Raw genomic sequence first — 23,315 nt, 5'->3', positions numbered from 1 at the left:
CAGCGTAGCCGTCGGGCACCGGCCGGTCGGGGAATGCGAAGAGCACCGTGACAAGATGGAGGGATGAGCATGCCGAGGGTACCGCAGGGGCGCAGCGAGGTCGGCGAGACGGTCGCCAGCTTCCCGTCGTACGAGGGTGCGCAGAAGGCGGTGTCGGCGCTGATCGCCGGCGATATCCCCGCCCGCGACATCGCGATCGTCGGCAGCGGACTGCGCTCGGTGGAGCGTGTCACCGGGCGGCTCGGCTACGCGACGGCGGCGCGCTCGGGCGCGATCAACGGCCTTCTGCTCGGCCTGTTCTTCTCGGCGATCTTCGTGCTGGGCAACGCGGCCGTGCCCGTCTCGGCGTTCGTCGGCGTGCTGTTCGTCGGCGTCGCCCTGGGGATGCTGCTGAGCATCGGCGCGTACGCGATCGTGCGCCGCCGCCGCGACTTCGCATCGGTGATGCAGGTCATCGCCGATCATTACGAGGTCACGGTGATGGCCACCAGCATCCATCGCGCGCGCGAGGTGCTCGGTCCGCAGGCGGCGAGCGGTCCCGGGGTGCAGACGCCGCCGCCGGCAGCCGACCCGGCGGCCGGGGGAGAGCCGCCGCGCTACGGCCAGCGCACCGAGGTCCCGCCCCCGGCATACGGCGAGCGGATGCCGCAGCCCGATCCGCAGCATCCCCCGTCGTCGGACAGTGAGCGGCCGGAGCCTGAGCGGTCGGAGCCCGAGCGGCCGCAGCCTGAGCGGCAGCAGCCCGAGCCGCCGCGGTACGGCGAACGGACGACGCCGGACGCCGCCCCGGATGCCGCGGAGACTCCGGCCGAGCCGTCCGCGCCGGCCGACCGTCCGGACGAGTCCGGGGATGACGAACGCGACGCGTGAGCGGAGCGTCACCGTGCCGCTTCCGGCCGGCGATGTCCAGGTCACGACCGTTCGCCACGAGCCGCACGCTGCACGGGCGACGCTGATCCTCGCGCACGGCGCCGGCGCGCGCCTCGATCACCCGTTCCTGGTCGGCTTCGCGGACGCGGTGTGCGCGGCGGGGATCCGGGCGGTCCGATTCGCGTTCCCGTACGCGCAGGCGGGGCGCCGGATGCCGGGCCCGGCCGCGCACGCGGTGGCGGCGTGGGCGGCGGTTGCGGCATCCGTGCCCACCGAGCTGCCGCTGTTCGCCGCGGGGCGCTCGTACGGCGGGCGGATGGCCTCGATGGCGGCGGCGCAGGACCGCATCCGACCGCAGGGCCTTATCTACCTCGCCTACCCGCTGCACCCGCCCGGCCGTCCGGACAGGCCCCGGGCGGAGCACCTGCCGCGGATCACGGCGCCGCAGCTGTTCCTCTCCGGCACGCGCGACCCGTTCGTGGATCCGCACGCCCAGCTCGAAGAGGCGGTGGCGTCGTGCCGGCACGCCGAGCTGCAGTGGGTGGACGGCGCCGGGCACGGCTTCGAGGTCGCCGGGCACAAGCGCCCCGCCGCCGAGGTGGGCGCGGATATCGCGGCCCGCGCCCTGGACTGGATCGCCGCTCTCTGACCGGTCGGGACGCGGCAGCGGTCAGGGCATCGGCCCGACGTAGCGGCCGCGCGGGCGCAGCCGCAGCGGCGGTTCCGCGTACTCGTCCAGGCCGTGCGCGATCCAGCCCACGGTGCGCCCGACCGCGAAGATCGTCGCCCCGGCATCCGGGGGCATCTCCGCCGCGATGGTGAGGGCGGCCAGTGCGAGGTCGACGTTCGGGTGGAGTCCGACATGGCGGACGAGGACCTCGGACAGCCCGGCGACCGCCGCCCGCAGGTCGGCGCCACCCGGCAGCGCGTACACCAGCGGCAGCAGCGCCGCGGCGCGGGCGTCGGTGCCTGTGTACAGCCGCTGTCCGAATCCCGGCACGCCGCGACCCGTGCGCGCCACCGCGGCCGCTATCGCGTCGGCCGGATCGGCGCCGGACCGGACGTCCTCGAGGAGGGCGCGCGCCGCACGGCTCGCGGTGCCGTGCAGCGGCGACTCGAACGCGCCCAGCGCCGCGCCGACGATCGCGTACGCCGACCCACGGGCCGACGCCGCCATGCGGGCCGCCATCGTCGACACGGCCAGGTCGTGATCCACGACCAGGATCAGCGCGGCCTCGAGGGCACGGCGGTCCTCGGCGGAGGGGGCGCGCGCGCTCAGGGCGTGCCACAGCGTCGGCGGATCCGCCGCATCCAGCGCACACGGGAGGTGGACGAGCACCCGTGCCGCCGCCCGGCGCAGCTGCTCGGTCGAGGTGTCGGCGCGCAGCGGGTCGGTAGCGGCGAGCACCGTGACCGCCGTGCGGATGCGGTCCAGCGGCGACGCGGAGGCCGGCAGCGCCGAGACGGCGCGGCGGATGTCGGCCGCGTCCGCCGCGTCGACCCGAGGCCACGGGTCGGTCATGTCCCACAGCCAGCGGGCCACGTCGGCAAGCGTGGACCCGGTCGCCAGTCGCGTCACGTCCCGTCCGCGGAGGAAGAGCTCGTCATCCAGCACCACGGCCACATCGGTGTCCAGCACCATCAGCGGAGACCCGGCGGCCTGCACGGTGTCCGGCGGCCGCCGTCGTGTCCGGCGCGCGGCGAACTCCTCGATCGCGAGCGCCTCGAACCGCGACCCCTGAGGCGTGCGCCGCCGGTCCAGCAGACCGCGGGACACGTAGGCGTACAGCGTCGCCGGCTTGACGCCCAGACGCGCCGCCGCCTGCGCGGCGGTCAGCATCGGCGTCGTCGTCATGTCGGTCATGTTGATCCGATCAACATTGACGGAAACGGCGTCATGTTCACACACTGACGGTATCGCAGAGCGGAAGGACGAGGACATGGATGCCGTCATGCACCACAGCGGGAGGATCGAGGTCCCCCGCGGGCTGGCCGGAGTGGTGGTCGCCGAGACCGGGCTCAGCGACGTCCACGGCGACGAGGGATGGTTTCAGTACCGGGACCGGTCGGCGGTCGGGCTCGCCGCATCGGCATCCTTCGAGGACGTATGGCACCTGCTGCTGATCGGGGACCTGCCCGACCCCGCGCAGCGGCGCGTGTTCGCGGAGCGGATCGCCCGGGCCCGGGACGGCGCGGACGTGCGCGAGATCGTCGCTGCGCTGCGCGGCGCGACCGCAGACCCTGTCGCCGTGCTGAAGGCGGCCTGGCCCGTCCTGTCCGCACGTCGGGGGATGAGCGCCCTGTACGACCTCGACGAGGCCGGACGCACGGCATCCGCTCTCGAGCTGGCGGCCGTCACGCCCACGATCGTGGCGCTGGCTCACCGGCGGGGGAGCGCGCCGGTGACGACCGGCCGCGGCGTCGTCGCCGATCATCTGGCGAACCTGACCGGGCGGGAACCGGATGCCTGGGCCGAGCGTGCGCTGTCGGCCTATCTGATCGCGGCGATGGACCACGGGTTCAACGCCTCGACGTTCGCGGCGCGGGTGATCGCCTCCACCGGCGCCGACCTCGCGTCGTGCCTGGCCGGCGCCCTCGGAGCGCTGTCCGGGCCGTTGCACGGCGGTGCCCCCGCTCGTGCACTGGAGGCGATCGACCGGTTCGACGATGTGGACGACATCGAACCGTGGGTGCGCGCCGAGCTCGCGTCCGGCCGCCGCCTCATGGGGTTCGGGCACGCCGTCTACCGCACGGCCGACCCGCGAGCGCGGCTGCTGCGAGATCTGGCGGTGCAGCGCGGCGGCCACCGGGTGGAGATCGCGGTGGCCTACGAGCGCATCGCCGAGCAGGTACTCGCCGAGGTCAAGCCGGGGCGCGGACTGCATGCGAACGTCGAGCTGTTCGCCGCGGTCGTGATGGAGCTGTGCGGCATCCCGCGGGAGCTGATGACCCCGACGTTCGCGGTGGCGCGCACGATCGGGTGGACCGCGCACGCCGTCGAGCAGGCCCGGGACCCGAAGATCATCCGTCCGGCCGCCCACTTCACCGGCCCCGCGGTGCGCGCCCGGTGACGGTCCTCAGCGACGCGCCTGCGCCACCCACGCCTCGATCTCGTCGGCCGTCCGGGGGAGGGCGGCCGACAGGTTCTCGACTCCGTCGGCGGTGACCAGCACGTCGTCCTCGATCCGCACGCCGATGCCGCGGTACTCGGCCGGCACCGTCTCATCGTCGATCTGGAAGTACAGCCCCGGCTCGATGGTGAAGACCATGCCCGGTTCGAGGATGCCGTCGTAGTACATCTCGCGACGGGCCTGCGCACAGTCGTGCACGTCCAGGCCGAGGTGGTGGCTGGTGCCGTGCACCATGTACCGCCGGTGCTGCCCGCCGGTGTCGGCATCCAGCGCCTCGTCGGCCGTGACCGGCAGCAGGCCCCATTCGGCGGTGCGCCGGGCGATCACGGCCAGGGCGGTCTCGTGCACGGTGCGGAAGGTCACGCCCGGCTTGGCGGCGGCGAACGCGGCGTCGGCGGCCTCGCGCACCGTCTCGTACACGGTGCGCTGCACGTCGGTGAAGGTGCCGGACACCGGGATCGTGCGGGTGATGTCGGCGGTGTACAGGCTGTCGACCTCGGCGCCGGCGTCGATCAGGATGAGGTCCCCGTCGGCGACGGCGCCGTCGTTGCGGGTCCAGTGCAGGTAGCAGGCGTGCGGGCCGGAGGCGGCGATCGTGTCGTACCCCTCGCCGTTGCCGTCGCTGCGGGCGCGCAGGTGGAACACGCCCTCCACCACGCGCTCGCCGCGCGGATGCGCCAGGACCGCGGGCAGCTCGCGCACGATGTCGTCGAACCCGCGCGCGGTGACCTGCACGGCCAGTCGCAGCTGCGCGAGCTCGTACTCGTCCTTGACCAGGCGCAGCTCCGAGACCGCGCGGGTCAGCGCGGCATCGTCGTCGACGACCAGATCGTCGTCGTGCGTGGCGAACGCATCGATGTGGGCGGTCGCGACGCCCAGATCCGCGGCGACGCCGGCCAGGGCGGGACGCGGCCCGATCCAGAATTCGCCCACCGAGGCGTCGCCGTAGAACTCCGTCGTGGTGCGGTCGGCCCGCTCACGGAAGTACAGGGTGGTCTCGTGCCCGTCGGCGGACGGATCGAACACCAGCACGGCGCCGGGTTCGGCATCCGCACCCCATCCGGTGAGGTGTGCGAACGCGGAGTGCGCCCGGAACACGTAGTCGGTGTCGTTGCTGCGCTGCTTGAGGTCCCCGGCGGGGATCACCAGGCGCCGGCCCGGGAACTGCGCGGACAGCGCCTCGCGCCGACGTGCGGCGTACGCCGCCTGCGCGCGCTGCGGCGGGAGCGTCTCGGGGCGCGATGCCCAGCCGGTCGAGATGGTGTCGAGGAATCCCCGGGGGAAGGGCTGGCGCCGGTTCTCGCTGCTCGAGGGGCGCGCCGCGGTCTCGGCGGAGGTCTCACCTGTCGTGCTCATGCCTCCAGTTTCTCACGTCGTCGGATGCCTCGCCCGGCGGGTCGTCGCGCGAGACTCGCGTGCAGAACTCCGGAGGGTCGTGGCCTGCCCGGCACCGACCCCGCGAGATTCCGCGGACGTGCCGTTGGTCACGCCCAGAATCTCCGGAGTTCTGCACGGCACGATCGCACCCGCTTCGTGCGCCGACGGCGGGCAGGGGGCAAGGGCAGGGGGAGGGGCAGTGTCAGTGCGCGGGATCGAGCTGGACCACCAGAGGCCGGTGGTCGCTGCCGCTGCCGTCCATCGAGGTGAGCACCACCGATCCGGCGGCGGTCCAGGCATCCGTGGCCATCACGTGGTCGATGGGGGCTCCGGCCAGCGCCGGCATCGAGGTCGGCCACGTGCCCACGCCGCCGTTGCCGGTCGCGTCCTCGCTGTCGTGGCAGCGGCCGAGCGTCCCGCCGTCGGTGCCGAGCCCCGCCATGTGGTCCACCGTCGCGTTGAAATCGCCCGCGATGATGACATCGGCGGACGCGCACTGGTCGGCGATCCACTGCAGATCGTGCTTCCAGCTGTCCATGTAGTGCTCCCGCGGCGCCACGGCGTGGGCGGCGACGATCGTCGGCCCGGACCCGTCCACCGGCATCGCGACCGCCGACGGCACCGTGGAGGTGTTGCTGCTGCCGTCGGATGACGATTCGATCACCGAATAGGTGCCCAGATCGGGGGAGATCAGCACGGTCGTCGAACTCGCATCCCAGCCGTGCGCGCCGTACTGCGTGTGGTACGCCCACATCCGGTGCCCGAGCGTGCGCATCGCCACTGCCACCTTCTCGCCGGTCTCGATCGTCGTCTCCGGCAGGGTCACCACGTCGGCCTCCATCGCGACGGCGGTGCGCGCGATCTCATCCGGCGAGGTCGCCGAGCCGGCGGTGTTCCAGGTCATCACCCGGACGCTGCCCTCGCCCTTGGCCGGGAGGGCGTCGCTGCCCGTGCCGCGCGAGACGATGATGCCGGCGTTGACGCCGCCAGCGACCAGGGCGATGAGGGCGAGGGATGCCGCGAGCGGGCGGAGCGGGCGGGCCAGCATCAGCAGAAGCATGAGCAGCAGCAGGGCGGCGAATCCGAGCGTGATCAGCCCGCGGAAGGAGATGACCTGCGCCACCGGGAACACCCGCTCGAGGCGGAAGAACTGCGGCCAGGTGAGGATCGCCGCCCCGATCGCGCACAGCACGGTCAGCAGGATTCCGAGGAGGCGAAGCACGGACGCGACTCTATGCCAGCAGGCTGAGAGATCGGCGGACGGGGCACGCTACTCTCGGGGGATGGCGCCGCACGTCTTCGAGGGTCCGAGTGATCTGCATCTGCATTCGGACCGCTCCGACGGCACGCAGGCTCCGGCCGAGGTGATGCGCGCCGCGCATCAGCACGGCATGCGCACGGTGGCCCTGACCGATCACGACACGACCGCCGGATGGGCGGAGGCCGCGCAGGCGGCGACGTCCCTGGGGATGACGTTCATCCCGGGGATGGAGATGTCCGCCAAGCACACCTGGCGCAGCGTGCACATCCTGGCGTACCTGATCGATCCCGACGACGCCCGGCTGCGGGCGATGCTGGATCGGGTGCGCCGATCCCGGCGGGAGCGGGCCCGCACGATGGCCGACAACATCGCCCGCGACTACGACCTGGACTGGGACGACATCCTCGCCCAGACCTCGGACGACGCGACCGTCGGCCGGCCGCACATCGCCGACGCGCTGGTGGCGCGGGGCCATGTCCGCGACCGCACGGAGGCGTTCTCCGGCATCCTCAGCCCCGCCGGCGAATACTACGTCGCCCTCTTCGCCCCCGACCCGGTGACCGCCGTCGGCCTGATCGCCGATGCCGGGGGCGTGCCGATCATCGCGCATCCGGCCGGTCGGGCCGGCGTGCTGCCCCGCCAGCTGCTCACCCGGATGCGGGAGGCGGGGCTCGCCGGCTTCGAGCTCGGCCATCGTGAGAACCTCGAGCCGGGCGTGCGGATGCTGCGCCGGCTGGCCGAGGAGCACGACCTGATCATCACCGGCTCCAGCGATTACCACGGGGCGGGCAAGCCCAACGTCCCGGGGGAGCACACCACGGCCGACGACATGGTCGAGCGGATCATCGCGCGCGGGACCGGCAGCGCCCCCGTCTTCGGCTGACGACGAGGCGGGGAGCTCAGGCGCCGGGGTTCGGGGTGGCCGCGCCGGAGCGACGACGGCGCCGACGGCGGCGCGCCGCGGCCGGCTTGCCGTCGTGGTGCTCGGTGCCGCCGCCGTCGTGGGTGCCGGCGCCTTCCGCGGCCCCCTCACCCGCGGCGGGCGCCGCATCGGCGGAGGCAGCGGGCTGCCGTCCGTCGGGCTCGAAGCTCGCGCCGACCCGCTCGGGTCCGCCCTCGCGGCGGCGGCGGCGACGCCGGGTGCCGCCTTCGCCGTCGGTGGCGGCATCCGCTGCCCGCTCGGGGCGGGGGCCGCGCTGGGTCTTGACCGACGACGTGCGCGGTGCGGTGGTGATCCGTCCCTTGGTGCCGGCCGGGATGTCCAGCTCCTCGTACAGGTGCGGGCTGGACGAGTAGGTCTCCAGCGGCTCGGGCTTGCCGAAGTCGAGGGCGCGGTTGATCAGGGCCCACTTGTGCAGGTCCTCCCAGTCCACGAACGTGACGGCGATGCCGGTCTTGCCCGCGCGGCCGGTCCGGCCCACGCGGTGCAGGTAGGCCTTCTCGTCGTCCGGCACGGTGTGGTTGATCACGTGGGTGACATCGTCCACGTCGATGCCGCGGGCGGCCACCTCGGTGGCGATCAGCACGTCGCGCTTGCCGGCCTTGAACGCCGCCATCGAGCGTTCGCGGGCCTCCTGGCTCATGTCTCCGTGCACGGCGACGGCGTTGAACCCGCGATCGCTGAGCTCGTCCACCAGCTTCTGGGCGGCGCGCTTGGTGCGGGTGAAGACGACCGTCTTGCCGCGGTCGCGCGCCTGCAGGATGCGGGCGATCACCTCGTCCTTGTCCAGCGAGTGCGCGCGATAGACCATGTGCCGGATGTTGGCCTGGGCCAGGCCCTCGTCCGGGTCGGAGGCCCGGATGTGGATCGGGTTGGACATGAACCGGCGGGCCAGCGCGACGATCGGGCCGGGCATCGTCGCCGAGAACAGCTGGGTGTGCCGCACCTCGGGCACCTTCTGGAAGATCTTCTCGATGTCGGGCAGGAAGCCCAGATCGAGCATCTTGTCGGCCTCGTCCAGCACCACCTCGCGGGCGTGGGACAGGTCGAGCAGGCGCTGCCCGGCGAGGTCGATGAGCCGCCCGGGGGTGCCCACGACGATCTGCGCGCCGGCCCGCAGCTGCTCGATCTGGCCCTCGTAGGCCTTGCCGCCGTAGATCGCCACGACGCTGGTGGCGCGGTTGGCGGTCAGCATGTCGATGTCCTCGTAGACCTGCACCGCGAGCTCGCGGGTCGGGACGACGATCAGGGCCTGGACGCCCGGCGCGGGGTCCAGTCCGAGTCGCTGCACGACCGGGATGCCGAAGCCGAACGTCTTGCCGGTGCCGGTCTTGGCCTGTCCGATGATGTCCTGGCCCGGAAGGCTCAGCGGGATGGTCTGCTCCTGGATCGGGAAGGAGTCCGCGATGCCGTGGGCGGCGAGCGCGTCGATGATGTCCTGATCCACGCCGAGGTCGGCGAAAGTCGTCACGATGTATATGCCTGTCTGAGTGAGGGCGGCCCGAGGGGCCGCCGGAAGAAGTCCACGCCCTCTCGTCAGCTGCAGGCGCGGGATCCCGATCCGATGCCGGGATGAACACGATCCTACCGGAGGGGTCTGTGCACGGCCGCGCGGGCGCGCTCGGACGCGCATCCCCGGGCCGTAGGCTGTATCTCGTGTTCGGGTGGTTCCAGCGGCGACGGCGACCGGCGGTGCGCACGCTGCGGCTGCGCTCGCGCGGCGACCTCGGCGACGCCACCCGGGTGGCGTTCGAGGATCTCGCGCCCGACGTCGACACGTTCCTCGGCCAGGCCGCATACCTGCAGCTGGGCTACTTCGAGACGCTCAGCGAGCTGATCGCGGCGACCCCGCAGCTCGGACACAAGGAGGCGCTGTCGCGCGCGGCCGGTGCGGCCCTGACCAAGCATCAGGAGCTGGTGGCGCTGATCCGGGACCGGGACGCGGACCCGACCGAGCTGATGGCGCCGTTCCGCGAGCCGCTGGACGCGTTCCGCAGTGCCACCCACGGCATCCGACCGCAGGAGACCATGCTGTCGGTGCACATCACCGCCGGGATGCTGGACGACTTCTACGACGCGCTGTCGCAGAGCTATGGCGAGACCGGCGCCCGCGTCGCCCGGATCCTGCAGGCGGACGACGATCGCCAGGCGATCGTCGAGCTGCTCGCGCAGGGGATCGCCGAGGACGGCGAGCTGCGCTCCCTGCTGGCGATGTGGGGACGGCGTCTGGTCGGCGACACCATCCTCATCGCCCGGGCGGCGCTGCGCACCGGCGTGCTCGACGAGACCGAGCAGGAGCAGGTCGAGCCGGTGTTCACCGAGCTGCTGGCCGCGCACGCCCGGCGGATGGGCGCGATCGACCTCACCGCCTGAGGGACGACCCGAGCGTGATGCGTCGGCGGGTCACGCGAGCCGGAGGCGCTCGCGTTCGCGCTCGTCGCGGGCGCGGCGCAGGCGGGTGAGTACCGCCACAGCGATGTAGACGACCGCCGCCGGCACGATGAGGGCCGCCAGCCACAGCCAGGGGCTGTCCAGTCCCAGGCCGACCCAGGTCAGGATCGTCCAGACGGCGCCGCCGACGACGGCGCCGAGCATCGGCGCGAGTGCCGAGCCGCGCATGTCGCGCGCCGGCATGGTGAAGTGGGCCAGCGCCCCGATCGCCGCCCCGTAGATCAGAGCGAGCACGATCTGCATCAGGCCACGAACCCGACCCGGCGCACGTCCTCGGTGCCCAGTTCGACGTAGGCCAGGCCCGCGGTCGGCACGATGTAGGTGTTGCCCTTGCCGTCCGCGAGGCTCACGTGGGTGGCGCCGGACTCCAGCGCGGTGGTGATCGTCGAGCGCACGCTGTCGGCCGACTCGTCGGTCTCGAAGTTCAGCTCACGTCCGGTGTTCACGATGCCGATGCGGATCTCCACGGATCCCTGCCTTTCTCTGGCCTGCTGGCTGGTGGTGGGTATGGCAACTCTACGACACGCCGCGCAGGCCCGAGCCGGCGCCGGCGCACGCTCTGGGCGAACGACGCCACGCGCTTCCGACGCGCGACCGTGTCGGCGCCGGGCGATAGCGTAGCCAGACGATGGCCGACAGCACCCCCGACACCGAGACCCGCACTGCTTCGGAGCCGCACCGCCCGTTCGCGCCCGATGAGTCCCAGCGCGCGGTGATCGCGCTGCCCGCCGACGCATCCGGCACCGTGGTCGGCGCGCCCGGCACCGGCAAGACCGCCACCCTGGTGGCCCGGGTGCGCGCGCTCACACAGGACGGCACCGGGCTGACCGCCGACCACGTGCTCGTCCTCACACCCAGCCGGACCACGGCGACCGCCCTGCGCGACCGGCTCGGACTGGCCGTCGGCGGGGCGACCTCGGGCGCGCTCGCGCACTCGATCACCTCGTTCGCGTTCCGGCTGGTGCGCGGGGCCGAGGTGCACGCCGGCGGCGAGCCGCCCCGCCTGCTGACCGGCGGCGACGAGGACCAGCTGATCCAGGATCTGCTTGCCGGCGACGCCGAGGACGAGGCATCCGGCGCCCAGCGGTGGCCCGCATGGCTGCCCGCCGACATCCGCGCGACCCGGGGGTTCCGCAGCGAGGTGCGCGCCTTCTTCGCCGAGTGCATCACGCTGGGGATCGAACCCGACCGACTCGCACGGCTCGGCGCGCGGTTCGAGCGGGAGTCGTGGACGGCGATGGCGTCCTTCTTCTGCGAGTACCTGCAGGTGCGGGCCGACATGCGCGGCGCGCACCGGGATGCCGCGGGCCTGGTCCGCGAGGCGGTCGGGCTGGTGCGCAGCGCCGGAGATGCGGTCCTGGCCGAGCTCACCCGCGCCCGCGTGATCCTGGTCGACGACGCGCAGGAGCTCACTCTGGGCGGCGTCGAGCTGCTGGAGGCCTGTCGGGCGCGGGGGATCGCGGTGCTGGCCTTCGGCGATCCGGATGTCGGGGCCGGCGCGTTCCGCGGGGCGACGCCGGAGAACTTCGCGCGGCTGAGCGCGTCGCTGCGGGAGGTGCACGTGCTGGCCGCGCCGCACCGCGGCACCGCGTCGATGACCGATCTGGCCCGTGCGGTCACCGCGCACATCGGCGCCGGCGGGGTGGTCGCCCACCGGCGGGCCCCCGGCGGCGTCGCCGTCGGAGACGAGGTGCAGACGATGCTGCTGCGCTCGGCCGCCGAGGAGTACGACGTGATCGCGCGGCTGCTGCGGGAACGGCACGTGCGCGACGGGATCGGCTGGGAGCGGTGCGCGGTGATCGCCCACGACACCCGGCAGGTGGCCGCGCTGGAGTCGGAGCTGTCCGCGCGCGAGGTGCCGGCACGCTCCGCCGGCCCAGGGCAGGCTCTGGGCACGCTGCGTCCGGTGCAGGACCTGCTGCGGGTGGTCGAGCTGGCCGCCGTCGATCCCGGCCAGTGGACCCCCGAGCTGGTCGCCGAGACGCTGCTGGGCGTGATCGGCGGGTTCGATCCGGTGCAGCTGCGTCGGCTGCGCACCGCCCTGCGGCACGCCGAGCTGCGCGGCGGCGGCGACCGGGCGGCCGCCCAGCTGCTGTGCGAGGCCTGCCGGTTCCCGGTCGAGTTCGACGTCGTCGACACTCGCGAGGCGCGGCGGGCCGCGCGGCTCGCGCGCACCCTGGCCGACGTGCGCGCCGGCCTGGAACGCGGCGACACGGCGCACGAGCTGCTGTGGATCGCGTGGCAGGCGTCGGGTCTCGAGCGGGTCTGGGCCCGCGCCGCGGACGGCACCGGACCCCTCGCCGAGCAGGCGAACCGGGATCTGGATGCGGTGGTCGCCCTGTTCCAGGCGGCGAAGCGGTTCCAGGAGCGGGCCGACGCCGCGGCGGACAACCCGCTGGTGTTCGTGCGCGGCATCCTGGACAGCGACGTGGCCGAGGACCGGCTCGAGGCCTCTGCGGTGACCGAGGCCGTGTCCGTGCTCACCCCGGCCGGGGCCCTCGGGACCGATTTCGACACGGTCGTGATCGCGGGGGTGCAGGACGGCGTCTGGCCGAACACCCGGCTGCGCGGAAGCCTGCTGGACACCTGGCGGCTGGCCGACGCCATCGCGCGCGCGCCCGGCGACGCCGGCGCCCCCGAGACGCTGGATCGTCGCCGCGCGGCGATGCACGACGAGCTGCGCCTGTTCGTGCGCGCGATCTCGCGGGCACGATCCCGCCTGATCGCGACCGCGGTGGACGACGACGACACCGGCCCCAGCGTGTTCTTCGAGTTCCTTCCGACGCCCACGCCGCCGGGCGCGCTGGCCGAGCACCCGCTCTCGCTGCGCGGGACCGTCGCCCGCCACCGTCGCACGCTCACCGACCCGAGCCGCGCCGCGGCAGGCCGCGCCCACGCCGCCGGCCAGCTCGCGCTCCTGGCCGATGCCGGAGTCGCCGGCGCCCACCCCGACCAGTGGTACGGCGTGCCCGAGCCCACCTCCACGACCGGCCTGCGCGATCTCGCCCGCGAGGACGTGCGCGTCTCGCCGTCCCGTCTGGAGGCGCTGGAGACGTGTCAGCTGAACTGGGTGATCGGCGACCTCGGCGGCGATCCGGGCAGCACGACGGCGGGGCTGGGCACCATCATCCATGCCGCCCTCGAGCACGCCGACGGCGTCGACGAGGAGGCGCTCTGGCAGCAGGTGGTCGGCCGTTGGGGCGAGCTCGAGTTCGAGGCCGGCTGGATCGAGGACGCGACCCGGCGCCAGGCGCGCGACATGGTGCGCCGCCTGCACGTGTACCTGCGTCGCTTCGACGCCGCCGGGGGGCGGCTGGTCGAGGCCGAGCCGCACTTCGAGATCCCGGTGCCGATCGAGGATGCCGCCGAGCACACAGCGGTGCTCAGCGGCTACATCGACCGGGTGGAGCTGACCGCCGACGGCCGGGTGGTGATCGTGGACCTGAAGACCGGCAAGCGCGAGCCGCAGTCCGATGCCAAGGTGGCGGAGAACCCGCAGCTGGCCGCGTACCAGCTCGCGTTCGAGACGGGTGCGATCGACGGGGTCCAGGGTACGGCGGGCGGGGCGAAGCTCCTCGTCCTGCGGCCGACCGCCAAGGGCAAGGAGTTCGCCGAGCCGTGGCAGCCGCCGTTCACCGATGAGGCCCGCACCGCGTTCCTGGCGCGCATCCGGTCGGCCGTCGAGGTCATGCGGTCCGCCCGGTTCACCGCTCCGTTCGAGGAGCACTGCCGCGACGAGCACTCCTACGGCCTGTGCCGCATCCACACGATCGGGGCGGTGAGCGCGTCATGAGCGACGAGCGCACGACACCGGAGCTCACGCCCGCGGTGATCGCGGCCGCGCTGGGCCAGTTCCCGCCCACCGCCGAGCAGTCGGCCGTGATCTCCTCGCCCCTGGAGCCGGCCCTGGTGGTCGCCGGCGCCGGCAGCGGCAAGACCGAGACGATGGCCGCACGCGTGGTCTGGCTCGTGGCCAACGGGCTGGCGCGCCGCGACGAGGTCCTCGGCCTGACCTTCACGCGCAAGGCGGCCGGCGAGCTGGCCGAGCGCATCCAGCGCCGGCTGGCGCGCCTGGCGGAGTTCGAGCGGCGCGGACTGCTGTCGCATCTGCCGGCGCTGCACGCGCGAGGCCGGCTCGAGCCGCTGGCCGGCGCCGACGGCGACCGTGCGCGTCACGACATCCTGGAGGCACTGGCCACCGAGGTCGAGGCCGTCCCGATCGCCCAGGACGCCGAGACGCTGCTGCACCGCCCGACCGTGGCCACCTACAACAGCTTCGCCGACGGGATCGTGCGCGAGCACGCCGTGCGGATCGGACGCGACCCCGAGGCCGCGCTGCTGAGCGAGTCGGCGGCCTGGCTGCTGATGCGCCGCGTGGTGCTCGGCAGCGACGACGAGCGGCTGGAGGGGATCGAGCGCTCTCCGCGCGGGATCATCGACGCGGCCCTGCGGATCGCGCGGGACGGCGTCGACAACCTCGTCGACCTGGACGATCTGGCGGCCTTCCCCGCCCGGTTCCGCACGGTCCGCGATCTGCCGTCGACCGACCGGCGCACCACCGTCTATGCGGACGTGGCGACCGCCGCCGCCAACATCGACGGGCTGGAAGTGCTGGTCGACCTGGCGCGGGAGTACAACCGGCAGAAGCGGCGGCTGGGCGTGCTCGACTTCTCCGATCAGGTCGCCGGCGCGCGCGAGGTGGTGCACGGCCATCCCACCGTGACCGCCGAGATCCGCGACCGCTTCCGGGTGGTGCTGCTGGACGAGTACCAGGACACGTCGGTCGTGCAGACCGAGCTGCTGGCCACCCTGTTCGCCGGCCGCGCGGTGATGGCGGTCGGCGATCCGCACCAGGCGATCTACGGCTGGCGGGGGGCGAGCGCCGGCAACCTGGGGGGGTTCGCGGCCGCGTTCGCGCCTGCGGGCGGATGCGGGACGTACGCGCTGATGACCAGCTGGCGCAACAGCGCCGGGGTGCTGCGGGCGGCCGGTGCCGTCCTGAAGCCGCTGGCCGCGGCATCCTCCGTCCCGGTGGGGGAGCTGCGTCCCCGGCCGGGCGCGCCGGACGGCGAGGTGCGGATCGCGGTGGAGGACGACCTGGATGCCGAGGCCGACCGGGTCGCGGGCTGGTTCCAGCAGGTGCGGGCAGAACGAAGCCGGCGCGGGCTGACCACCACCGGAGCTGTGCTGTTCCGCAGCAAGAAGCACATGGTCCGCTTCGGCGATGCGCTGGGCGCCCGCGGGATCCCGCACCGGATCCTGGGCCTGGGCGGCCTGCTGTCCACCCCCGAGGTGGTCGACGTGGTCAGCGCGCTGCGGGTGATCTCCGACCCGCGCGCGGGCTCCGCGCTGATCCGGCTGCTGTCCGGTCCGCGCTGGCGTATCGGGCTCAGCGATCTGCGCGCGCTGGCCCAGCTCGCGCAGCGCCTCGCGCAGCACGACGCCGCACTGCAGCCGCTGGAACCCGAGATCGCCGCCCGCGCGCGGGCGTCCGCCGGCGACGAGCAGGGATCGGTGATCGACGCCCTCGACTTCCTGATGCGCGCACGGGACGACCACGGGTGGCTCGCGGGGTTCACCGTCGCGGCCCGCGCACGCCTGCGGGACGCCGCCGCCGTGTTCGAAGGCCTCCGCCGGTCGGCGGCGCTGCCGATCGCCGAGCTGATCCGGCTGATCGAGCTCGAGCTGCGTCTGGACGTCGAACTGGCCGCCAACGAGGCCCGCGGGCCCGCGCGCATCGCATCCGCCCAGCTGCGCGCGTTCGTCGACGAGGTGCACGCGTTCCTGTCCGCGGACGAGACCGGGTCACTGCCGAGTCTGCTGGCGTGGCTGGACCACGCCGAGGAGCTCGACGAGTTCGCGCCCCGCACCGAGCCGCCCGAGGACGATGTCGTCCAGCTGCTGACCATCCACGGCTCGAAGGGACTGGAATGGGATGCCGTGGCGGTTGTGCGGATGGTCGACGGCGAACTGCCCACCGGGGCCAAGGACACGAAGGCCTGGCTCGGATTCGGCGTCCTCCCGTACGCGTTCCGCGGCGACGCGTCCTGGCTCCCGGAATTCGGCTGGCGCAGCGCCGGGACGCAGCAGGAGCTGAAGGCGGCGCTGGAGGCGTTCGTCGCCGCGAACCGCCGGCGTCAGATCGACGAGGACCGGCGCCTCGCCTATGTCGCGGTGACCCGGGCGCGCGAGCATCTGCTGCTGACCGGGGCGCCCTGGGCGGGGACGACCAAGCCGCGGCCCTCCAGTCCGTTCCTGATCGAGATCGCCGAGGCCATGCAGATCGCGCTGCCGGCCGCGATGCCGGAGGAGAACCCGTATCTGGGGGAACGGCGGCTGCTGCAGTGGCCGATCGATCCGCTGGGCGCACGTCGTGAGCGCGTGCGGGCCGCGGCCGACCAGGTCCGTGCGGCGCTGTCGGCGCCCCGGCCGGAGCCGGAGGACGAGCTCGCGCTGCTGCTGGCCGAGCAGGCCGCGCCGCACGGCGCGGGCCGCAGCGCGCCGGTGCGCATCCCCGCCTCCCGGTACAAGGACTTCGTCGCCGACTACGCGGGGACGGTGTCCGCGCTGGCGCGTCCGCTGCCGGAGCGCCCGTTCCGGCAGACCCGGCTGGGCACGCTGTTCCACGCGTGGGTCGAGCGTCGCTCCGGCCTCGTCGGGGCCTCGGGCTCGCTGGATGACGCGCTGTGGGAGGGCGGCGACGACGACGCCGCGCTCAGTCCCGCCGACTTGAGCGACCTGCGGACGCTGCAGGCCGCGTTCGAGCAGTCGGAGTGGGCGGCGTTGCAGCCGATCGAGGTGGAGACCGAGATCGACTTCCGCTTCACCGGGCTCGACGAGCAGGAGCACCTGGCGATCTGCAAGCTGGACGCGGTCTACCGCCGCGGGGATCGGATCGAGATCGTGGACTGGAAGACCGGGGCACCGCCGCGCGATCGGGCCGCCCGCGAATCACGGATGCTGCAGCTCGAGCTGTACCGTCGCGCGTACCACGAACGGCATGGTGTGCCGCTGGACTCGATCGACGTGACGCTCTACTACGTCGCACACGGGCTGGTGCTGCGCGGCTGAGCCGGCCGAAGTGCTATTCCGAAGCCGCCCACCGCCGCAGCGCGGCCTCGGATGCGCGATCCGCCTCGCCGACCGCATCGGCGTCGCCGGCCGGGCCGACCCAGTCCGAGACGTCCAGCGGGGCGGTCCGGTCCGGGTCGACGGCCGGTTCCGGCGCGGCCGAGCCGCGCAGGTCGGTGTCGGTGAAGAAGGACGAGTCGTCCGCGTCGAACGCGTCGGTGTGCAGCGAGGTGTCCACCGACGGGGCCGCGGCATCCGGCATCCGCCCCAGCAGGGCGATGGCGTCGTCCACGTCCATCCCATCCTCGGCGAGCAGGTCGTCGTCCAGGACGGTGTCGGCCAGGGACGCCAGCAGCGCCACCGCGTCGGCGATGACGTCCTCGCGTCCCTCGTCGTGACCGTGCAGCAGCCAGGACGCGAACTCGAGTTCGGCATACAGCCGTGCGCGGATCCGCAGCGACTCGTCCGGGGTGCGCGCGCTGGCGGCCAGATACGCGGCGTAGATGTCGCCGGCTGCGTCCGGGGCCGAGGACAGCCAGCGCAGATCCGCGGCGGGGTCGCCCTCGCGCAGTCCGTGCCACGGGAGCAGACCGGTCACTGTCGGCACCCCGTCGCGGTCCTCGATCAGGAACGCGTCGGCCGAGACGCCGCCGAGCGACAGGGTCGATTCGAACCGCCACAGGCGGTCCTCTGCGAGGGCCCGGCTCCATCGGGACAGCAGCGAGACGGGGATGCCGTGGTGGCTGGTGGTGACCCGGTCCAGCAGGCGCGACACCTCGCCGCGGGCCTGCTCCGGCGACAGGGCGGGCAGGCCGGCGGTGCGCGCCACCGACTCGGGCAGGGCGTGGATGGCTGCGATCGCCGCTCCGAGCGAGACGGCGGCCCCACGGCCGGCGGGCACATGCGCGGCATCCACCCGGTAGCCGGCCAGGTGGTCGGTGACCACCGCCGGGCGGGAGTCCACGACGGTCTGACCGAGCAGTTCGGGCGCGCGGAACGGCAGCAGCGAGCGGACCCCGGAGGTCAGCGCGGCCAGTGCCCGCGCCTGCGCGGTCAGCTCCTGGGCGGCGTCGTCGTCGGCGGCGATGCGCACCACCACGCGCCGTCCGTCGGCGAGGTCGGCGACGGCGGAGTCGAAGCGGCCGGCATCGTGCTCGGTGAGGGGAGCCACCCCCACGACCGACGCCGACGGCAGAGCCGCCGTCACCGTCGCCGCTAGAGTGAGAGGGGAGCGTGCCATGCCCCCAGGGTAGGTCCGGCCCGGTCGGAGGGCAGGTCGCCACGCCCTGTACGGAGGTATCGATGACGGCAGTGCCGGCCCGGCGGATCCCCGCCCTGGCCCGACCCGGATTCGACCGCAGCGCCGAGGAGCGGACGGATCCCGGGCTGCTGGACCGGCTGCGCGGCGATCCCTCTGCGCGGGTGCTCGTGATCCGCGGGGATCGCGCGGTCCTCGCCGAGGACGGCACGCGACTGCGGTACCGACGGGTGCAGGATGTCCCGGAGGACGCGCTCTGGGCGTTCCTCGGTCGCACCGCGGCCGGCGTGCCGCTGCTGCTGGCGGCGCGGGCGGCGGACGCGCCCGATCCCGACGACGGAGCGTGGGCGCCGCTGCGGGTGATCGGCGGGAGATTGGATGCCGCCGATGCGGCGGCGCTGGTGACGGCGGTGAGCCTGGGGCGATGGCTGCGAGATTCTCCCTTCTGCCCGAACTGCGGCGCCCGTACCGCGGTGAGCACCGGCGGCTGGGCGCGCACCTGCCCGGACTGCGGTCGCGAGCACTTCCCGCGCACCGATCCGGCGGTCATCGTCGCCGTCGGCAGCGAGGACGGCGGCCGACTGCTGCTCGGGTCCAACGCGCTGTGGGACGCGAATCGGTTCTCCTGCTTCGCCGGGTTCGTCGAAGCCGGCGAGTCCGCCGAGGGCGCTGTCGCACGTGAGCTGCGCGAAGAGGCCGGGGTCCGGCTGCGCGAGGTCCGCTACGGCGGTTCGCAGGCCTGGCCCTACCCGCGCTCGCTCATGCTCGGCTTCCACGCGCGGGTGCAGGACGACGCGGCGGCACGCGCCGACGGCGACGAGATCGCCGCGGTGCGCTGGTTCACCCGTGCCGAGATCGGCGAGGCTCTGGAACGAGGGCAGGGCGGCAGCGGCATCCTCCTTCCCGGCCCCTCATCGATCGCCCACGCGCTCATCTCGGATTGGCACGCGGAGCGTTCGTGAGCGACAGGACGCTGGAGGGTCTGGACGATCAGCAGCGTGAGGCGGCGACCGCCTTGCGCGGCCCGGTCTGCGTCCTGGCGGGCGCCGGCACGGGCAAGACCCGCGCGATCACCCACCGCATCGCCCACGGCGTCGACACCGGCGCCTACTCTCCGAGCCGGGTCATGGCGGTGACGTTCACCGCGAAGGCCGCGGGGGAGATGCGGGGGCGACTCCGGGCGCTGGGGGTGGTGGGCGTGTCCGCCCGGACGTTCCACGCGGCCGCGCTCGCGCAGCTGAACTTCTTCTGGCCGACGGTGGCCGGCGACACGGCCCCGGCCATCGTCGACAACAAGGTTCGCCTCCTCGCCCACGCCGCCGATGGGCTGGGGATGCGGCCCGACACCGCCACCCTGCGCGATCTCGCGTCCGAGATCGAATGGCGCAAGGTCGGCATGCTGTCCATCGAGGGCTATGCGGCGGCCCGCCCGCAGGGTGCGGCCCGTCTCGGCCTGGAGCGCACGCTGGACCTGCAGCGCGCCTACGAGAAGCTCAAGGACGAGCGACGACAGCTGGACTTCGAAGACGTCCTGCTGGCGTGCGCGGGGATGCTGGAGGCCGAGCCGCGCGTGGCGGTGGCGGTGCGCGAGCAGTACCGGCATTTCACCGTGGACGAGTTCCAGGACGTCTCGCCGCTGCAGCATCGCCTGCTCGAGCTGTGGCTGGGGGACCGCCGCGACCTGTGCGTGGTCGGCGACGCGAGCCAGACGATCTACTCCTTCGCCGGCGCCGACGCCTCGTATCTGATCGACTTCGAGAAGCGGCATCCGGATGCGCGCGTGATCCGCCTGCAGACCAGCTACCGGTCGGCCCCCGGCATCCTCGCCGTGGCGAACGAGCTGATGCGCGGTCGTCCCGGAGCGCTGACGCTGCACCCGCCGGCGTCCCCCGGCGACGCGGAGCCCGGGGTGGTCCCCACGGTGACCGGGTATCCGGATGACGCGACCGAGGCGCGCGGGGTCGCCGCCGCGATCGCCGCGCAGGTGCGGTCGGGCATCGATCCGCGGACGATCGCGGTGCTGTATCGGGCGCACGCGCAGTCGGCCGAGCTGCTCGGCGCACTCGCCGATGAGCAGATCGCGGCGACGGTGATGGGCGGACGGCGCTTCTTCGACATGCCGGAGGTCCGCCAGGCCGTCCTCGCGCTGCGGGGCGCCTCGGTCGCCCCGGTGGACGGGGGACTGGTCGACGCCGTCCGCGATGTGCTGCGCTCGCTGGGCATGAGCGAGGATCCGCCCCCGGCCGGGGGCGCGGTGCGCGACGGATGGGAGGCGCGCCGAGCGCTGCTCCGCCTGGCCGAGGAGGCCGCCGACGGCACGACCCTGCGTGCGTTCACCGACGAGCTGATGGGACGGGCCAAGGACCAGCACGAGCCGGCCATGCGCACCGTGACCCTGGCGACCCTGCACGCCGCCAAGGGGCTGGAGTGGGACCACGTGCACCTGCTCGGCGTGGCGGAGGGGCTGCTGCCGATCTCGTACGCCACCACCTTCGAGCAGGTGGACGAGGAGCGCCGGCTGGCCTATGTGGGGATCACGCGGGCCGCGCGAACGCTGTCCGTGTCGTGGTCGCGGGGCGGATCGGGTCGTGCAGAGCGCGTCCCGTCGCGGTTCCTGCAGGAGATCGGCAGCCGCACCCTGCATGCGGTCGATGCACGTGCCACGACCGGCGCGGCGAGTCGGCGCACAGGGTCACGGAATGCCCCGACATCGAAGACCGGGAGTTCCCCGGTTCGCCGGACTCGCTGAGCAGACGCGCCGCCACCAGTCCGGCCTCCAGCGCGAGCGCCGCCCCGACGTCCGGCAGCGGCGCCGCCAGCAGCTGCGACGCCAGTGCGGGCCACGCCGGGTCGCGCTCGGCACGCTCGGCCTCCACGCACATGAGGCACCCGGTGCGGCCCGGCCGCACGAGCGGACCGACCGTGACCGTGCGGCCGTCGAACACCACCGGCAGATGCGGGACGTCATCGCGCAGGAGCGCGGCAGCCGCCCACGGGTCGGTGACGTGCGCGCCGACCAGGACGACGACGCTGCCGGTCGTGGCCGGTCCCGCCCCGGTCATCTGAACGCCGGCCGCAGCCAGCGCCCGGGCCACCTCGCCGGCCGTCGCCGCCGGCACCCCCGCGGCCGCCTGCACCGCCGCCGTGATCGTCGGGGGAGGCAGGGTGTGCAGCAGGGCACCGTCCAGGCGCCGCAGCAGCATCCGCGCCCCGGCGGGCGTGCCGCCGAGGGCGACGGCCACCGGCTCCAGCGCGCCCTCGGGGATGCCACGGGCGAGTTCGGCGACCATCCGCTGCTCCCACGCCGCCGGCTCGTTCAGGACGGCCGCGGCATTCGTCCCGAACTGGAGCGTGTCACACGTGCGCCAGAGCGGGGGCTTCGCGGGATCCAGGACGAGCATGACCCGATTGTGCGCCCAGCATCGCGGCGTGTCGCGACTTTCCACAGGAGCCCGCGCGGATCGGCGTCTTCCGCGTGCCTGGGGAGGAAACGATGGAACGGGTCGGGCCGGAGTGAGGTTCAGACCGGCCGGGGGTCCTCCGGGGCGTCTCCCTCGTCATCGTCGCCGCCACCTGACCGGTCGTCGCCGGTCGGCTCGTCGCCTTCTGCCTGGGGCGTCTCGCCGCGCAGCAGGGCGTCCAGCGCGTCGTCCATCTCGTCCCGCGGCGGCGCCTCGCCGCGGGCTCGCGCCTGCAGGCGCGAGATGAGGGTCGACGGGTCGTCGATGTCGGATGCCTCGGGCATGAGGTCCGGGTAGTCCCACAGGGCGTCCCGGGCCGCCACGCCGACCGCGTCCGTGACCGCCCGCCACATCGCCGCCGCCTCGCGCATGCGGCGCGGACGCAGCTCGAGGCCCACGAGGGATCCCAGCGCTTTCTCGGCCGGTCCGCCCACCGCCCGGCGGCGGCGGACCGCCTCCGCGATCCGGGCCGCCGAGGGGAGGCGCCCGGTGGCATCCGCGGTCACCACGTCCACCCAGCCCTCGACCAGGGCCAGCAGGTTCTCCAGCCGCAGCAGCGCCGCCGTCTGGGCGTCGGTGCGCGCCGGCAGCAGCGCACCGCTCTGCAGGGCGTCGCGCAGCTCCTCCGGGTTGGACGGATCGAAGCGCGAGGCGAGGTCCTCCAGGGCGTCGGTGTCCACGTGCACGCCCCGCGCGAACTCGCCCACCTGGGCGATCGCCTGCAGCCGCAGCCACTTCGCGTGCCGGAACAGTCGCGCGTGCGCCAGCTCGCGCGTGGCCAGGTACAGCGCCAGCTGATCCTCCGGCACTTCCAGATCTCGGCCGAAGTCGGCGAAGTTCTGCGGCAGGATCACCGCTTCACCGGCGGGCATGACCGGGATGCCGACATCCCCGCCCGAGACCACCTGCAGCGAGAGCTGCCCGAGCACCTGCCCCAGCTGCGTGGCGAACAGGCCGCCGCCGATCGTGCGCATCACGCGCCCGGCGCCCTGGATCAGCTGCTGCATCTCCTCCGGCGCCTGCGTGCGCAGCGCGCCGGTGAGCGCGTCCGCGATGCTCGTGGCGACCGGTTCGGCCAGCTCCTCCCAGACCGGGAGGGTCGCCTCCACCCATCCGCCGCGCGTGATCGCCCGCGGTGGCACCGCGAGATCCGAGATGGCGGTGGCCTCGCCGAGCCACAGGGTGGCCAGGGCGAACGCCTGGTCGAACTCGCCGCGCTGACCCGTGGTCACGCCCAGATCGCTCTGATTGGCGATGTGCAGGGCCTGGCGCCGGGCCGGCTCCCACGAGATCGCGCCGTCGTCGGTGCCGCTGCTGAACGCACTCTGCAGCTGGCGCATCATGTTCTGCATCATCGCCGGGTCGATGCCGAGGGCGCGCATCTGCTCGAGCTGCTCGGGGTCCGGTCCGTCGCCGGCGCCGCCGAACAGCTGCCGCAGCAGCTCCTGGAAGTCGTCTTCCGGGCTGCGGTCGTCATCTGCCACTTCAGCCGCCT

General features: G+C 73.7%; 17 protein-coding genes. 9 read left to right on the top strand and 8 right to left on the bottom strand.

Translation table 11 applies throughout. The features are described from left to right. The first annotated feature begins 63 nt into the window (after nucleotides 1–63). The gene (locus tag AC0L6F_RS03615; protein WP_473539193.1) at nucleotides 64–870 is read left to right on the top strand and encodes a YflT domain-containing protein; all 807 of its coding nucleotides are present in this window, start codon (nucleotides 64–66) and stop codon (nucleotides 868–870) included. Beyond that, nucleotides 851–1,519: an alpha/beta hydrolase family protein gene (locus AC0L6F_RS03610; RefSeq protein ID WP_473539192.1), complete on the top strand. Its 669-nt coding sequence runs from the start codon at nucleotides 851–853 to the stop codon at nucleotides 1,517–1,519. The genes AC0L6F_RS03615 and AC0L6F_RS03610 overlap by 20 nt, the downstream gene beginning before the upstream one ends. A gap of 21 nt (nucleotides 1,520–1,540) precedes the next feature. On the opposite strand, the gene AC0L6F_RS03605 is transcribed toward AC0L6F_RS03610, so the two are convergent. Beyond that, nucleotides 1,541–2,734: a citrate synthase gene (locus tag AC0L6F_RS03605; protein WP_473539191.1), complete on the bottom strand. Its 1,194-nt coding sequence runs from the start codon at nucleotides 2,732–2,734 to the stop codon at nucleotides 1,541–1,543. Between the two features lie 76 nt (nucleotides 2,735–2,810). On the opposite strand from AC0L6F_RS03605, the gene AC0L6F_RS03600 reads away from it, so the two are divergent. Further along, nucleotides 2,811–3,941, top strand: a complete 1,131-nt coding sequence (locus AC0L6F_RS03600) for a citrate/2-methylcitrate synthase (RefSeq protein WP_473539190.1) — start codon at nucleotides 2,811–2,813, stop codon at nucleotides 3,939–3,941. A gap of 6 nt (nucleotides 3,942–3,947) precedes the next feature. Here the strand turns inward: AC0L6F_RS03600 and AC0L6F_RS03595 are convergent, their stop codons facing one another. Together AC0L6F_RS03595 and AC0L6F_RS03590 are read right to left on the bottom strand one after the other, a co-directional pair. Next, nucleotides 3,948–5,357, bottom strand: a complete 1,410-nt coding sequence (locus tag AC0L6F_RS03595) for an aminopeptidase P family protein (protein WP_473539188.1) — start codon at nucleotides 5,355–5,357, stop codon at nucleotides 3,948–3,950. Between the two features lie 223 nt (nucleotides 5,358–5,580). Beyond that, on the bottom strand, nucleotides 5,581–6,600 hold the full coding sequence (locus AC0L6F_RS03590) for an endonuclease/exonuclease/phosphatase family protein (RefSeq protein ID WP_274638097.1): 1,020 nt from the start codon (nucleotides 6,598–6,600) through the stop codon (nucleotides 5,581–5,583). Nucleotides 6,601–6,661: 61 nt separating this feature from the next. Here AC0L6F_RS03590 and AC0L6F_RS03585 point away from each other — a divergent pair, with 61 nt between their 5' ends. Further along, nucleotides 6,662–7,522 (top strand): PHP domain-containing protein, encoded by an 861-nt coding sequence (locus tag AC0L6F_RS03585; protein WP_274638098.1) that lies wholly within the window; start codon nucleotides 6,662–6,664, stop codon nucleotides 7,520–7,522. 16 nt (nucleotides 7,523–7,538) lie between these two features. On the opposite strand, the gene AC0L6F_RS03580 is transcribed toward AC0L6F_RS03585, so the two are convergent. After that, nucleotides 7,539–9,050, bottom strand: coding sequence for a DEAD/DEAH box helicase (locus AC0L6F_RS03580; protein ID WP_473539187.1), 1,512 nt, complete (start codon nucleotides 9,048–9,050; stop codon nucleotides 7,539–7,541). Nucleotides 9,051–9,235: 185 nt separating this feature from the next. On the opposite strand from AC0L6F_RS03580, the gene AC0L6F_RS03575 reads away from it, so the two are divergent. Beyond that, the gene (locus AC0L6F_RS03575; protein ID WP_473539941.1) at nucleotides 9,236–9,952 is read left to right on the top strand and encodes a ferritin-like fold-containing protein; all 717 of its coding nucleotides are present in this window, start codon (nucleotides 9,236–9,238) and stop codon (nucleotides 9,950–9,952) included. Between the two features lie 30 nt (nucleotides 9,953–9,982). Here AC0L6F_RS03575 and AC0L6F_RS03570 read toward each other — a convergent pair whose 3' ends face one another. Then, a complete protein-coding gene (locus AC0L6F_RS03570) occupies nucleotides 9,983–10,273 on the bottom strand; it encodes a hypothetical protein (protein ID WP_259612117.1) in 291 nt (96 codons plus the stop codon). Next, on the bottom strand, nucleotides 10,273–10,497 hold the full coding sequence (locus tag AC0L6F_RS03565) for a DUF3107 domain-containing protein (RefSeq protein WP_259612116.1): 225 nt from the start codon (nucleotides 10,495–10,497) through the stop codon (nucleotides 10,273–10,275). Before AC0L6F_RS03565 ends, AC0L6F_RS03570 begins: the two co-directional genes overlap by 1 nt. A gap of 161 nt (nucleotides 10,498–10,658) precedes the next feature. Here AC0L6F_RS03565 and AC0L6F_RS03560 point away from each other — a divergent pair, with 161 nt between their 5' ends. Together AC0L6F_RS03560 and AC0L6F_RS03555 are read left to right on the top strand one after the other, a co-directional pair. Further along, nucleotides 10,659–13,823 carry a PD-(D/E)XK nuclease family protein gene (locus AC0L6F_RS03560; protein ID WP_473539186.1) on the top strand — a complete coding sequence of 1,055 codons (3,165 nt, stop codon included), beginning with the start codon at nucleotides 10,659–10,661 and terminating at the stop codon, nucleotides 13,821–13,823. Further along, nucleotides 13,820–17,101, top strand: a complete 3,282-nt coding sequence (locus tag AC0L6F_RS03555) for a UvrD-helicase domain-containing protein (RefSeq protein ID WP_473539185.1) — start codon at nucleotides 13,820–13,822, stop codon at nucleotides 17,099–17,101. The genes AC0L6F_RS03560 and AC0L6F_RS03555 overlap by 4 nt, the downstream gene beginning before the upstream one ends. A gap of 13 nt (nucleotides 17,102–17,114) precedes the next feature. On the opposite strand, the gene AC0L6F_RS03550 is transcribed toward AC0L6F_RS03555, so the two are convergent. Next, the gene (locus AC0L6F_RS03550) at nucleotides 17,115–18,308 is read right to left on the bottom strand and encodes a phosphotransferase (protein ID WP_473539184.1); all 1,194 of its coding nucleotides are present in this window, start codon (nucleotides 18,306–18,308) and stop codon (nucleotides 17,115–17,117) included. Nucleotides 18,309–18,403: 95 nt separating this feature from the next. On the opposite strand from AC0L6F_RS03550, the gene nudC reads away from it, so the two are divergent. Continuing rightward, complete coding sequence (gene nudC, locus AC0L6F_RS03545; protein WP_473539183.1) at nucleotides 18,404–19,321, top strand: NAD(+) diphosphatase; 918 nt, start codon at nucleotides 18,404–18,406, stop codon at nucleotides 19,319–19,321. Next, complete coding sequence (locus tag AC0L6F_RS03540; protein WP_473539182.1) at nucleotides 19,318–21,108, top strand: ATP-dependent helicase; 1,791 nt, start codon at nucleotides 19,318–19,320, stop codon at nucleotides 21,106–21,108. The genes nudC and AC0L6F_RS03540 overlap by 4 nt, the downstream gene beginning before the upstream one ends. Before the next feature lie 771 nt (nucleotides 21,109–21,879). On the opposite strand, the gene AC0L6F_RS03535 is transcribed toward AC0L6F_RS03540, so the two are convergent. Beyond that, on the bottom strand, nucleotides 21,880–23,304 hold the full coding sequence (locus AC0L6F_RS03535; protein ID WP_473539181.1) for a zinc-dependent metalloprotease: 1,425 nt from the start codon (nucleotides 23,302–23,304) through the stop codon (nucleotides 21,880–21,882). Nucleotides 23,305–23,315: the final 11 nt, after the last annotated feature.

The sequence above is a fragment of the Microbacterium sp. G2-16M genome (assembly GCF_055809115.1).
Note: the sequence above shows the minus strand (reverse complement) of the source record. Positions and strands in the feature narration are given on the sequence as shown.

Bases quoted from the DNA above. Each gene is read 5' to 3' on its own strand.
- AC0L6F_RS03615 (WP_473539193.1), top strand. From the start codon at position 64: ATGAGCATGCCGAGGGTACCGCAGGGGCGCAGCGAGGTCGGCGAGACG.
- AC0L6F_RS03610 (WP_473539192.1), top strand. From the start codon at position 851: ATGACGAACGCGACGCGTGAGCGGAGCGTCACCGTGCCGCTTCCGGCC.
- AC0L6F_RS03605 (WP_473539191.1), bottom strand. From the start codon at position 2,734: ATGACCGACATGACGACGACGCCGATGCTGACCGCCGCGCAGGCGGCG.
- AC0L6F_RS03600 (WP_473539190.1), top strand. From the start codon at position 2,811: ATGGATGCCGTCATGCACCACAGCGGGAGGATCGAGGTCCCCCGCGGG.
- AC0L6F_RS03595 (WP_473539188.1), bottom strand. From the start codon at position 5,357: ATGAGCACGACAGGTGAGACCTCCGCCGAGACCGCGGCGCGCCCCTCG.
- AC0L6F_RS03585 (WP_274638098.1), top strand. From the start codon at position 6,662: ATGGCGCCGCACGTCTTCGAGGGTCCGAGTGATCTGCATCTGCATTCG.
- AC0L6F_RS03570 (WP_259612117.1), bottom strand. From the start codon at position 10,273: ATGCAGATCGTGCTCGCTCTGATCTACGGGGCGGCGATCGGGGCGCTG.
- AC0L6F_RS03560 (WP_473539186.1), top strand. From the start codon at position 10,659: ATGGCCGACAGCACCCCCGACACCGAGACCCGCACTGCTTCGGAGCCG.
- AC0L6F_RS03555 (WP_473539185.1), top strand. From the start codon at position 13,820: ATGAGCGACGAGCGCACGACACCGGAGCTCACGCCCGCGGTGATCGCG.
- nudC (WP_473539183.1), top strand. From the start codon at position 18,404: ATGACGGCAGTGCCGGCCCGGCGGATCCCCGCCCTGGCCCGACCCGGA.